The following is a 12,185-nucleotide window of genomic DNA, read 5'->3' as shown; positions in this document are numbered from 1 at the left end:
CCCGCTGTTCCGCCGCTCGGGTCAGACCGGGGCGACGAGGAGCGGACGCGCGCGTTCCCTCAGCTCGGCCACGCGGGGCTCGTCCCCGTACGGCTCGAGGCGGTGCAGGAGGTCGCGTACGTACTCGGTGGTGCGCGCCGAGGAGATACGGCCCGCCACCTCCACCGCACGCGTCCCCGCCGCGCAGGCCGCGTCGAGGTTGCCCGACTCCAGCTCGGCGACCGCGGACACCACGAGCCGCAGCCCGTGGGAACGGACGAACTCGTCGGTGGGTTTCGACAGCGCCTGCTCGGTGAAGCGCCGCACCTGACGGGGCGCCTTGAGGTCGCGGTAGCACTCGGCGGCGTCGGCGGCGAACCTGTCGTACGAGTAGAAGCCGAGCCACGCCGGGTCGGAGTCACCGGTCCGGGAGCGCTCCAGCCAGCTCTCGGCGGCCCTGAGCGCGGCCCCCGCGGCCGGTGCGTCGCCGGCCTTGGCATGGGCGCGCGCCTCCACGAGCCGGAAGAAGCTCATGGTCCGCGCGGTGGCGAGCCCCCGATTCCGTTCGACCGCGGCCTGCGCCAGGTCCACACCCTCGTCGGCGAAGCCGCGGTAGGTCGCCTGCAGCGACATCGATGCCAGGACGTAACCGCCGAGCGGTACGTCGGCGGCGGCGCGGGCCAGGCGCAGCGCCTGGATGTAGTAGCGCTGGGCGGCTTCCTGCTGGCCGGTGTCGAAGGCCATCCACCCGGCGAGCCTGGTCAGCTCGGCGGAGGCGCCGAAGAGCGCCCGGCCCACCTCGTCGCTGTAGGAGCCCAGCAGGAGCGGAGCGGCGTCGACACGTAAGCACTCTGGGACCATGGAGGAACGCCAGTCCCCGCCGCCGTACTTGGAGTCCCATCGGCGTGCGTCCTGGGCGGCCTCGCGCAGCTTGGCCACGTCGTTGTGCCCGACGCGCAGCAGCGGTCCGTCGACACCGACACCGCCACCGACACCGCCCGCGGTGTCCGGGCCGGGCTGGACGGGCACCCCGCCCTGTGCCCCCGGTGCGCCCTCCGTGCCGAGGATCGCGGCCCGGGCGTCCGTCGGGTCCCGCGCGACCGACGGATCGGCCGGGGTTATGAGCCAGCGGGACGCGGGGGTCGCATAGGCGCTCACGGCGAAGGAACCGGCCAGCGACTGCCAGATGCCGCCGCCGCCCCGGCGGCCCGCCAGATCCAGCCGGTAGAGGTCCGTCGCCGACCGGACCGCTTCGCCCACGTCGCGGGGGAAGGCCAGACCGACCTCGGGCGCCGGATCGGCGTCGGCGAGCCCGATCTCGTGCAGCGGGACAGGTCGGCCGAGTTTGGCCCCTATCGCCGCCGCGATGAGATGGGGCGCCGCGCCCTGCGGCACCATGCCCTTGGCGACCCACCGGGCCACCGAGGTCTTGTCGTAACGAAGTGTCAGACCGCGCTGCGCTCCGAGGTCGTTGACCCGCCGGGCGAGCCCGGCGTTACTGATTCCCGCGAGGGCGAGAACCGTGCCGAGCTTCTCGTTCGGCCCGCGTTGCTCCCTGGACATGCGTCACCCCTCGACACACAGACGGCCGCCGCGTCACCGTCAGGCGCGCGGCATTCGTACCGTGTTCTCCCCAGGTGTGGTCCCTGGCACTCCGGCCGCACACGCATTTGGCTGAGCCCCGTGGAATATGCCGCCCTGCTGAGAACATCGGTACACCCAGCGTAGTTCGCCGCATCCCCACCGTTAAGGGGCAGACCTCCGTATGGCGGGAATGTTGTCCGTGCGGCGCGGGGGCGTGGGCGTCGTGCTCCTGATGTGTGGCCGTGCGCCCGGCCGTGCGCTCTGGTCCGGCCGGTGAGCAAGCGCTTCGATGGGTCCTGCGTGGGTCGGCCCGCTGAACTGGACACAGCGGGCTGGGGGAGACCGCCGCCCCAATCCCCGCGGGCGGCGAACCGGTCCGGGAGGTGACGAACACCTCCCGGACTGTGCGCCGCATGGGCGGGGTTCGGAGAAGGCGACGTGCGGGCCGGCGCGCCGGGGGGATGCGCCGACCCGCATGTCGCCGCACTTCGGCGGGGCCTTCCCGGGTGCCGTCGAGGACCTGCGGGAGGCGCGCCCTGGCCGCGGGCAGGGGCGCGTGAGAGCGTCACCTTCGAGCTTCCGAGGGCGAAACGCGCGGTTTCGCCACGATCGGAGATTGGCTGAATAGTGACGGTCGGAGCGGGCGTCGCGAAGCCGTCCGGCTATGGCCGGATTACGTCGGTTCCGCGGCTCGGCCGAGGCGGGGGACCGATTCCGGGGCCGATGCCCGCAACTCCCGGAAGCTCCACTTCCGTTGCGGAGCAACCGCAGGGCCGTGGCCAGGCTTTTGCCAGGGGCGCATGCGTATCAGGTGTGCGCCGCCCGTACACCCTCCCGGGCGCCGTTGTCGTGGCAGCATGTCCCGCAACGGCGTCCCCGTGTCCTGGAGCGCCGGTTCGTCCACAGCCTGTGGAGGCGGCGGTGCGTTGGTTGGTGGGGTGGAGCAGTATCGCCGCGAGCTTCGGCACCGTGGGCGCGGTCGGCCACCACGGGGAGGGGCGCACCGTGCATCCGGTGGGCTCCCAACTCCTGTGGGGAGACCCTGATCCGCTGTGGGCCGTGGGCGACTGGCGTCCCGACGAGATCCGCATCATCACGGTCGCGACCCCCGAGGGAGCCCCCACCACCCGCCTCGCCGTCCTCGGCTGCTGCGGGGCCACCGACGAGCAGCTCCGCGTAGGGCTGCTGGCCGCCCGCGGCGGGGCGCTGCGCCACCTCACCGCCTGGTCCGGCAGTTACACCGCCGTCGTGCAGATCGGCCGCCGCATCACCGTCGTCGGGGACCTCGCCGGGGCCCGCCCCGTCTTCCACACGCCCTGGGCCAACGGCACCGCGTACGCCACCGCCGCCCTCCCGCTCGCCGACCTCATCGAGGCGCAGCTGGACATCGGCCACCTCGCCGCGCTGCTGGCCTGCCCCGAGACCCCCGAGGCTCTGGGCGACGGCACTCCGTACGCCGGGGTGAAGCGGATCCCGCCCGGGCACGCGTTGATCCTTCGGGAGGGCTCACGCGAGATCACCGGGTACGAGGCGGTGGCCTCGCTCGCCGTGGCGGCCGCCCAGACCGATCCGGTGAGCGCCGTGGACGGCGTACGGGACGCGCTCGTCGAAGCCGTACGCGCACGGCTCACGGCGCCGCGCCACGCCCCGGAGACCCAGCCGCCGGACCCCGGCCCCGTCCCCGGTATGGGGCCCGCCGACCGCCGCGCGGCCCGTGGGGCGCCCGTGCCCGGCATCGGGGCGGACCTCTCCGGCGGCAGCGCGTCCGCCACGCTCGCCCTGCTGGCCTCGGGGCTGCCCGGGCTGCCGGGCACCGTGCTGGGCCATGGCACGGGGGCGGGAGAACGGCTTCTCGCCGTCACGTTCAACGACCTCTCCACCCAGGGCCGCGAGGACGAGCTGGAGCGCGCCCGGGTCATCGCCGCCAACCCCCGCCTGCACCATGTGGTCGTGGCGGCGGGCGAGGAGGCCCTGCCGTACGCGTCGCTGGAGAGCGGCCCGCTCACCGACGAACCCGCACCCTCCCTCGTCGTCGCCGAACGCCACCGCCGCCGGCTGGCCGCGGGCAGCGCGGACCACTTCGTGGGGCACGGCGCCCGTCAGGTCCTCGACGCGCACCCCGCGCGGCTGGCCGACCTCCTGCTGGACCGGCGCAGACGCCACCTCCTGCGGCCCGTGGCCGCACTCGCCAGGGCCGAAGGCCCTTCGGCGCATTCCCTGTTCGTCCCGCTGGCCGTCTACCGGGCCGCCCGCCGACTGGCCCGTACGTCGTACCGCACCGGGCTCGAGACGGCGGCGTCCCTGCTGCCCGACGCCCATCGGGACGCCCCCGGCCTCGACACCCCGGCCGACGCCTCGCTCGCCTCCCTCACCTGGTCACGGCCGGGCCCGGCCGCACGCTGGCTCACCGGGGAGGCGCTCGCGGAAGTATCGGTTCGCCTCCAGGAGGCGGCGATCCGGCCCGCCTCGGTCCAGCGGCCCGGTGAGGCCAGGGCCCGCGCGGCACTGGCCCGGCACGCGGCCGACCAGCGGATCCTGGAACAGGCCTCGGAGATCCGCAGCCAGCGGCTGCACGCCCCCTACCTCGACAACCAGGTCGTACGGGCGGCCCGCGCCCTCCCGGAGTCACTCCGCGTCCAGCCGGGCGCCCGGGCCGCCATCCTGCGCCGGGTCCTCGCGGGCGCCGGCATCCACGACCTGCCGCCCGGCTGGGGCGCCCCGTCACAGGCCACCTCCAGCGCGGCCGGACGCATCGGTCTGCGGACCGCCCTTCCGGACCTGATCGCCCTCTTCGACGCCCCGCTGCTCGCCGACGCGGGCCTGATCGAGGCACGCGTCGTGCGCAAGGCACTGCGCGCCGCCTCCGAGGGGGAACCGCTCCCGCTGGACGGCCTGGCCGAGCTGGCGTCCACGGAGCTCTGGCTCCGCCGTCTGGTCACGCGCCGGGGCACCTGCTGGACCGGCACGGCGGCCCCGCGGCAGCGAGCCGTGGCCGGCGGCGTCGTCCCGGCCCGCCGAACCCTGCAGTCGTAGACACCGGCTCCCGCACACGCGTACGGGCCGGCGCCCGGGGGAGAGCGAACGGGGGGCTCGCCCTGAGCCCGGACGACGTCCTCGGCCTCCTGACCGATGCCGCCGAGGAGTTCAGCGGCAGCTGATGTGACGCGGCCCAGTCGGCCGGCGCGACCCCGCCGGCCTTCTCCGCCGGCTCCACGACGAGCCTGATCGCTTCCTGGCCCTCGATGCCGACGCTCACCGGCACCGCGGGCGCACCGCCCCGCAGCACGGGGGACTGCCACAGCCGCGCCCCGTCGCCTCCGTACACGGAGAACCGCGCGGCGAGTCCGCCGGCGGCCGCCAAGGCCACCGCGGCGGCGATCCCCGCCTTCAGCGGAGCGCCGATCCCGCTTGTGAGCCGTCGCCCGCGATATGCCCATCTCGGCTGCGACGTGGGCGACCGGGCGACCCGAGCAGACCCGTTCGACCAACAGGCGCCTACCGAAGACGGTCAGCCGGGCATTACGGTGGGAAACGAAGACCTCCGTGCGGTGAGTTCCTAGACAGCTCCCACCACACCGGAGGTCTTCGTCATGTTCAAGACCTACCGAGTGTCAACAACGCTCGTGATCAATACACCTAGGCCGCGCGGGAGCGGAGACCCTCCAGCAGGATGTCCAGCAGTCGGGCCGAAGCGGCGGCCTGATGCGCGGGATCCGGCAGAGCCGGCGCCGCGGTGGCGATGACCAGCAGCACATCGGCCACCGTCACATCACCCCGGAGCTCACCCGACTCACGGGCCCGGTCCACCAGCCTGCCCACGACCTCGAGCAGCTCGGCCGATCCCGGGCCGTCGTCGAGCCTGTCGTCGCCGGCCTGCCGGCCGACCACCCGAAGCCCGGACGGCTCCGCTCCCTGCCGCTGGTGCGGAACGCGCGTCTCGCCGTCGGCGGCGTCGGAGCCCGCTGCCAGGGCCCGCTCGTCCTGCTCCGCACCGACGCGCAGCACCTGCGGCGGCAGCAGCCGTCCCGCACCCGAGGCCACCGACGTCCGCAGGAAGCGGGAGAGCGCCGACCACGGCTCGTCCTCCTGGCCGAGGGCCGAGCGCGCCTGATCGGTCAGCCGCGCGGTCTCCTCCTCGGCTATTCGGCGCACCAGTACGTCCTTGCTCGGGAAACGCCGGTAGACCGTACCGACGCCGACCCGCGCGCGGCGTGCCACGTCCTCCATCGGTGCGCCGTACCCCAGCTCTCCGAACACCTCACGTGCGGCGCGCAGGACGTGTTCGAGGTTGCGCTGTGCGTCCACGCGGAGCGGCGCGGAGCGGGCTGTTCCGCCCGTCACTCCTGCTACCGCTACGGCCCCGACCGCTCCCACAGGGCTGAGCCGCCCATGGTCCTCCACAGAAGAGGTGACAGCGCTCGGTCCATGAAAATCCTGAATGTGCATAACTTCCCCCGGTTATGACGTCTCCCCCCGGAGACTTCCCCGCCCTGTCAGCCGGTCGTGCGGACCTTGGTCCGAATCCGACACCCCGACGGGATACGAACATAGTTGAGCATGCGTCAATTCAGAAGGGGGTAGTTCCGCACCGGGCGCCCCCCGATCGGAGCAAGGGCCGGTCGGACCCTGCTCCGAGCCCCGCAGGTCCGCCCTCCCGGTGTGTCTGACCTGCAGAGCTGCGGGGGCGGGAGGGTGCCACAGCCCGCCGTGCAGCCGAAGAGCTCCGGTCACACAAATTGCCGGGCCTGTGGACAAACACCGGACTCCGTTGCGTCATGGGATGGTGAAGGCACCAGATTCCCGGGGCGCGCCCCCCGGCACCCGGCCCAGCGTGCGCGTTCTCGTCGTCGGCGGCGGCTACGTCGGGATGTACACCGCGCTGCGTCTCCAGCGGAAACTGCGACCGAGACTGAGAAGTGGTGAGGCCGAGATCGTTGTGGTCACGCCCGAGCCCTACATGACGTATCAGCCGTTCCTTCCCGAGGCCGCCGCCGGTTCGATCTCGCCGCGTCACGTCGTCGTCCCCCTGCGCCGGGTCCTGAAGAACTGCACGATCGTCATCGGCGAGGCGGAACGGGTCGACCACGCCAAGCGCACCGTGACGGTCACGACGCTCGCCACCGGCGAGGACGGCACCGGCGCCCTGGAGATCCCGTACGACGAGATCGTGCTGGCGCCCGGATCCGTCTCGCGCACCCTGCCGGTGCCGGGCCTCGCCGACTTCGGTATCGGTTTCAAGACCGTCGAGGAAGCCATCGGCCTCCGCAACCACGTCATCGAGCAGATGGACATCGCGTCCGCCACCCGGGACCCCGCCATCCGCGACGCGGCCCTCACCTTCGTCTTCGTCGGCGGCGGGTACGCGGGGGTGGAGGCGCTCGCGGAGCTCGAGGACATGGCCCGCTACACCTCGCGGTACTACCACAACATCAAACCAGCGGACCTGAGGTGGATCCTGGTCGAGGCGACCGGGCGCATCCTGCCGGAGGTCGGCGACGCCATGGGCAAGTACGCCGTCCGGGAACTGCGGGGCCGCAACATCGACGTACGGCTCGACACCCGGCTGGACAGCTGTGAAGGACGGGTGGCCGTGCTCAGCGACGGCTCGCGCTTCCCGACCCGCACCCTGGTGTGGACAGCCGGGGTCAAACCCGCGCCGATCCTCGCCGCCACCGACCTCCCCCTCACGGAGCGCGGCCGGCTCCGCTGCACCACCACGCTCGCCGTCGACGGCACCGACCACGCCTGGGCCGCCGGGGACGCGGCGGCCGTCCCGGACCTCACCGCGTCCGAGCCGGGCACGGAGACCGCGCCGAACGCCCAGCACGCGGTGCGCCAGGCCAAGGTGCTCGCGGACAACATCGCGGCCACGCTCCTCGGCAGGCCGGCCGAGGACTACCGGCACTCCTACGCCGGTTCCGTCGCCTCGCTCGGCCTGCACAAAGGTGTCGCGCACGTCTACGGTCGCAAGCTCAAGGGGTACCCGGCCTGGCTGATGCACCGCGTCTACCACCTCAGTCGCGTACCCACGTTCAACCGGAAGGCGCGTGTCCTTGCCGAGTGGACCCTGGCCGGGCTCTTCAAACGGGAGATCGTCTCCCTCGGGTCACTCGAACACCCGCGTGCCGAATTCGCCCTCGCTGCCCGTGGACACGTACCTCCGGGTCCTCCGGGAGGAACTCCGCCGAAGGACGGCCGGCCACCGGACACGTCCGGCTGACCCGCGGGTCACCGCGCTCCGGCGGGCCCCGCAACGGCTGGAGTTCAGCCGTCGGACCGACTGCCGTACGGCACCTGTCAGTACGGTCGGTCACACTGGTCGTGTGACCATTGGTGGGCTCACACCTGCGCAGAGTTACCCGGCGGGCAGTCACCTGCAGTGACGGCCGACGGCGACCGACAGCACCACGAGGCCCGGCTGCGCGTTCCCGGAAGCCCGGCCCCGGCTCCCCGTCCCCCACAGGAGGACGGACGGGCACCGGCCACAGGATCAGCAGAAGAAACAGCTCGCCCGAGCGGACCAGACCGACACACGAGGCCAGAAATTCCGTGAACTTCACGCGCTGGAGCGCCCGCCTTCCTGGAACGCAGCGTCGAGCCGCCGCGCAGGACGACCACAGTTCCGTACCCGCCGCCCGCGTCGAGGCCGTAGGGCCGGACACCCCGGCCACGTCACCGGACGAGACCCCGGAGCCCTCCGGCCCAGGGCCCGCGCTGGAGGCCCTGCCGGCCCGCGAGCTCCTCGGACGGCTTCCCGCACCTGTCGCGCTGCTCCACGGCCCCGAGCACCGCATCACCTACGTCAACGCCGCCTACACGTCGGCCTTCGGTCCCCGCCCCTGCGGCGAACCCGCATCGGAGGCCATGCCCGAGCTCGCCGAGCTCAGCCTGCTGCCCCTCATGGACCAGGTACTGCGCAGCGGCACCCCCCGTACGGTCAAGTCCCGCAAGGTCCTGGCCGGCAGCTCGTACACGGTGACCTGCACCCCCGTGGCCACCGGAGACCCGGACGGGCCCGACGGGGGAGCAGGCGTCCTCGTCTACGCCACCGATGTCACCGACCACGCCGAGGCGGCGGAGCGGCTCCGCGCCAGCGAACGGCGTCACCGCGAGACCGCCGTGACCCTCCAGCGCTCCCTGCTCCCGCAGGACCTCGAACAGCCCGACGACCTTCGCATCGCCGCGACCTACCAGCCGGGCGGCACGGACGCGGCGGTCGGCGGCGACTGGTACGACGTGATCACCCTGGGGGCCGGCCGGACCGCGCTCGTCATCGGCGACGTGATGGGGCGCGGTGTGCGCGCCGCCGCCGTCATGGGCCAGCTGCGCACGGCCGTCCGCGCCTACGCCCGCCTCGACCTGCCGCCGCACGAGGTGCTCCAGCTCCTCGACGTACTCGCCGCGGAGATCGACGCCAGCCAGATCGCCACCTGCGCCTACGCCGTCCACGACCCCAACGAGGGGCACCTCGTCTACGCGTCCGCCGGGCACCTCCCCATCCTCGTGCGCGACGAGGACGGCACGGTCCACCGCGCCGAGGGCCCGACCGGACCGCCGCTCGGCACGGGTGGCACGGGTGGCTGGGTCCACACCTCGGGGACGATCGCCCTGCCGCCCGGCTCCACGGCCGTCCTCTACACCGACGGCCTGGTCGAACGCCGAAGCGAGGACATCGACGAGGGCGTGGCCGCCCTGGAGCGCGCCCTGTCCGGCGCCAAGGGATCACCCCAGGTGGTCTGCGACCGGCTCATCCGTTCCCTGGGCGTCACCGCGGAACACGACGACGACGTGGCGGTCCTCGTGGTCCAGCACCCCGCCCGTACGGGTACGACCGCCGAGCTCTTCCACAACGCCTCACTCGAACTGCTCGGCGGCATCGAGGCCGCTCCACGGGCCCGCGCGTTCGCCACCGGTGTCCTGGCGTCCTGGCGCTTTCCCGTGGAGCTCTGCGACGTGGGTGTCCTCGCGGCGAGCGAACTCGTGGCCAATTCCCTCCAGCACGGGACCCCGCCCATGCGCCTCGGCCTGCGCCGGACCGACCGACGCCTGATCATCGAGGTGACGGACGGGGACGACCACCTGCCCCGCCGCCGCCGGGCCGAACCCGCCGACGAGGCGGGACGCGGCATCTCCATCGTCGCGTCCGTCGCCTCGTCCTGGGGCAGCCGCCGCACCCCCGGCGGTGGCAAGGCGGTCTGGTGCGAATTCGCACTCCCCAGCTGATCTCTCCTCAGCGCACGCCGGTGGGCGCGCCGGCCGGCTCGCTCTCCGGCAGCGACACGGCGACCACCCTGGACGGCGCCACCTCGAGCGACGGCTGGTCCTGTACGGGCGTGAGCTGACGGCCCAGCCTGAGCGCCAGCACGGTGATGCCCAGCGAGAACAGCACGAAGGTCACGATGTACGGCCCGTGCAGCGACGCCCCCATGGGCCCTCCCACGGCAGGCCCGACGGCCAGGGCCAGCTGCTTCACCAGGGCGAACGCCGAGTTGTACTGACCGACCATGGCCTCCGGCGCCAGATCGGCGACGAGCGGCGCCACCGTCGGCGACAGCATCGCCTCACCCAGCCCGAAGAGGGCGTACGTCGAGATCATCGCCGCCGTCGCCATGGTCTGGCTGCCGTGTCCGAGACCCGCGTACCCCGCCACGATCCAGGCGAAGGCCCAGATCAGACCGACCCACGCGATGACCCGGCTGCGCCGCCGCCGCTCGACGAGACGGAGTACGACGAACTGCGCGAGGACGATGACCGCCGTGTTGGCCGCCAGCGCGATGCCCAAGGTGGACGGATCGATTCCGGCGGCCTCGGTGCCGTAGGCGGCGAGACCGGACTCGAACTGTCCGTAGCAGGCGAAGAAGATCACGAAGCCCAGCACACACAGCTGCACCATGGCCTTGTGCGAGAGCAGCACGCGCAGTCCGGGCTTGGCCGCCGTGCCGTCGGTGGGCAACGCCCCCGTGACGGAGGGGCCGTGCGGCATGCGCACCGTGGCAGCGACCACGCCGAGCACCACGAACATCGCCGCCTCGATGAGGAACAGCACGGTGAAGCTCGACGGCCGGCCGACGTCCACCAGCTGCCCGCCGGCCAGACCACCGATCCCGAGCCCGAGGTTCTGCAGGAAGAACTGCATGGCGAAGGCGCGGGTACGGGTGGCCGCGCTCGAGCACCACACCAGCATCGTCGCGAGCGCCGGTTGCATGACCGCGGTGCCCGCGCCGAGGACCGCGGCGGAGAGAACGGCGGACGTGACGCCGTTGGAGAAGCCCAGGGCGCTGGCGCCCACGGCCGCCACGCCGGCGGCGACGATCAGCACGGGCAGGGGGCCGCGCCGGTCGATGACACGGCCCGTGAACGGCAGTACGGCCAGCGCCGCCATCGCGAAGACCGCCAGTACGACCCCTGCCGTACCCGCGCCCAGATCCCGTACCTGTGCCACGTAGACGTACAGATACGGGACGGTGAATCCGAGGCCGAACGCACTCAGCGCACTCCCCAGCTGGATCCGCCGCAGCGCTGCACCCATCTCCCTGGTCACACTCACCTACCTCAAGAGCCGAACTTCAAGAACACGAACCCGTAGACTTTAACACTAAAGTTCGATGCTGAAGTCTTCATCATGAAGGACTTCGAAGGCGATGGAGGGCGTGCCATACTGCCCGCCATGTCTGACACCACCGGGCCCGAGCTCCAGGAGCCGAGCCTCGACGAGCAGATCGCGGCCTATCAGCGCGAGTTCCGGGACCTCGATCCGCAGGTCGAGCAGATCGTCTCCGCACTGGGCCGGCTGAACCGCCGGATGAACGTCGCCTACGGCAGACAGGTCGCCGCCCTCGGCATCAGCAACGCCGAGTGGGAGGTACTCAAGACCCTCGTCCTGTCGGGCAGCCCGTACCGACTGGGGCCGGGCGAGCTCGCCAAGCGGCTCGGGCTCACTCCTGCGGCGATGACCCACCGCATCGACCGCATGGCGGGCGAGGGCCTGGTCACCCGGGACCGGGACGAGAACAACCGGGTGCGCGTCATCGTCGAGCTGACCGACGAGGGGCGGACGAAGTGGCTCGAGGCGATGCGTATGGCCACCACCTTCGAGGAGGACCTTCTCCAGGACCTCTCGGGTGAGGAGCGCGGGGCGCTGGGCGAGAGCCTGATCCGTCTCCTGCGCCGGGTGGAGCACGAACAGCCGGACGCCGGCGGCCGGCTCACCGACCTGGACTGAGGGCCGGAGGCGGGGCGCGGGGAGGGGTTGACACGCCTCCTGCGCATCCGTAAGGTTCTTCGAGTTGTCACGGAGCCGGTACGGTCCGACAGGCAGCCGATCCGCCGCACCTGCGGCAAACAAACTCAGCACGATCTCCCACCGGGGAGAATTTCGGCATGCCCGGAATTCAATTCACAGACTCGATTATGAGTCGCCGGGAGAATCCGCTAGAGTTTGAGCGTCGGAAGGGCCCAACAGCCCGGAAGACGAACCCCGCTGACTGGGAATCAGGCCCGAAAGGATCTGATAGAGTCGGACTCGCCGGAAAGGGAAACGCGAAAGCGAAGAACTGGAAAGCGAAACAGCAGGAACCCGCTTCGGCCGGGAATCGGACACGAAAGAGTCTGATAGAGTCGGA

General features: G+C 72.2%; 7 protein-coding genes and 2 pseudogenes. 4 read left to right on the top strand and 5 right to left on the bottom strand.

The features are described 5' to 3' along the window. Positions 1–21: 21 nt before the first annotated feature. Positions 22–1,542, bottom strand: coding sequence for a sporulation protein (locus ACFYSH_RS09525; RefSeq protein ID WP_359477394.1), 1,521 nt, complete (start codon positions 1,540–1,542; stop codon positions 22–24). A gap of 942 nt (positions 1,543–2,484) precedes the next feature. On the opposite strand from ACFYSH_RS09525, the gene ACFYSH_RS09520 reads away from it, so the two are divergent. Beyond that, positions 2,485–4,596, top strand: a complete 2,112-nt coding sequence (locus tag ACFYSH_RS09520) for an asparagine synthase-related protein (protein WP_359477397.1) — start codon at positions 2,485–2,487, stop codon at positions 4,594–4,596. Positions 4,597–4,723: 127 nt separating this feature from the next. On the opposite strand, the pseudogene ACFYSH_RS09515 reads toward ACFYSH_RS09520, so the two are convergent. The 3 genes and pseudogenes from ACFYSH_RS09515 to ACFYSH_RS09505 form a co-directional block, all read right to left on the bottom strand. Then, positions 4,724–4,903: pseudogene (locus tag ACFYSH_RS09515) on the bottom strand (NPCBM/NEW2 domain-containing protein); the annotation flags it as partial. Positions 4,904–4,940: 37 nt separating this feature from the next. Further along, a pseudogene (locus tag ACFYSH_RS09510) lies at positions 4,941–5,075 on the bottom strand (IS481 family transposase); the annotation flags it as partial. Positions 5,076–5,199: 124 nt separating this feature from the next. After that, entirely contained in the window at positions 5,200–6,009 is an 810-nt protein-coding gene (locus tag ACFYSH_RS09505) for a TetR/AcrR family transcriptional regulator (protein WP_388751675.1), read from the bottom strand. Between the two features lie 334 nt (positions 6,010–6,343). Here ACFYSH_RS09505 and ACFYSH_RS09500 point away from each other — a divergent pair, with 334 nt between their 5' ends. Together ACFYSH_RS09500 and ACFYSH_RS09495 are read left to right on the top strand one after the other, a co-directional pair. Further along, positions 6,344–7,783, top strand: a complete 1,440-nt coding sequence (locus ACFYSH_RS09500) for an FAD-dependent oxidoreductase (RefSeq protein ID WP_359477402.1) — start codon at positions 6,344–6,346, stop codon at positions 7,781–7,783. A 329-nt stretch (positions 7,784–8,112) separates the two neighbouring features. Further along, positions 8,113–9,786: a SpoIIE family protein phosphatase gene (locus ACFYSH_RS09495; RefSeq protein ID WP_359477405.1), complete on the top strand. Its 1,674-nt coding sequence runs from the start codon at positions 8,113–8,115 to the stop codon at positions 9,784–9,786. 7 nt (positions 9,787–9,793) lie between these two features. On the opposite strand, the gene ACFYSH_RS09490 is transcribed toward ACFYSH_RS09495, so the two are convergent. Then, on the bottom strand, positions 9,794–11,092 hold the full coding sequence (locus ACFYSH_RS09490; RefSeq protein ID WP_359477421.1) for an MFS transporter: 1,299 nt from the start codon (positions 11,090–11,092) through the stop codon (positions 9,794–9,796). 138 nt (positions 11,093–11,230) lie between these two features. On the opposite strand from ACFYSH_RS09490, the gene ACFYSH_RS09485 reads away from it, so the two are divergent. After that, positions 11,231–11,785, top strand: a complete 555-nt coding sequence (locus tag ACFYSH_RS09485) for a MarR family transcriptional regulator (RefSeq protein ID WP_359477408.1) — start codon at positions 11,231–11,233, stop codon at positions 11,783–11,785. The last annotated feature ends 400 nt before the right edge of the window (positions 11,786–12,185 follow it).

Origin of the sequence: Streptomyces sp. NPDC005791, assembly GCF_042871485.1 — a bacterium.
Classification (GTDB): domain Bacteria; phylum Actinomycetota; class Actinomycetes; order Streptomycetales; family Streptomycetaceae; genus Streptomyces.
This window is presented reverse-complemented; position numbering and strand designations above follow the sequence as displayed.

What these genes read in the sequence shown, in the direction of transcription:
- ACFYSH_RS09525 (WP_359477394.1), bottom strand. Translation starts at nt 1,542, where the DNA reads ATGTCCAGGGAGCAACGCGGGCCGAACGAGAAGCTCGGCACGGTTCTC.
- ACFYSH_RS09505 (WP_388751675.1), bottom strand. Translation starts at nt 6,009, where the DNA reads ATGCACATTCAGGATTTTCATGGACCGAGCGCTGTCACCTCTTCTGTG.
- ACFYSH_RS09500 (WP_359477402.1), top strand. Translation starts at nt 6,344, where the DNA reads ATGGTGAAGGCACCAGATTCCCGGGGCGCGCCCCCCGGCACCCGGCCC.
- ACFYSH_RS09490 (WP_359477421.1), bottom strand. Translation starts at nt 11,092, where the DNA reads ATGGGTGCAGCGCTGCGGCGGATCCAGCTGGGGAGTGCGCTGAGTGCG.
- ACFYSH_RS09485 (WP_359477408.1), top strand. Translation starts at nt 11,231, where the DNA reads ATGTCTGACACCACCGGGCCCGAGCTCCAGGAGCCGAGCCTCGACGAG.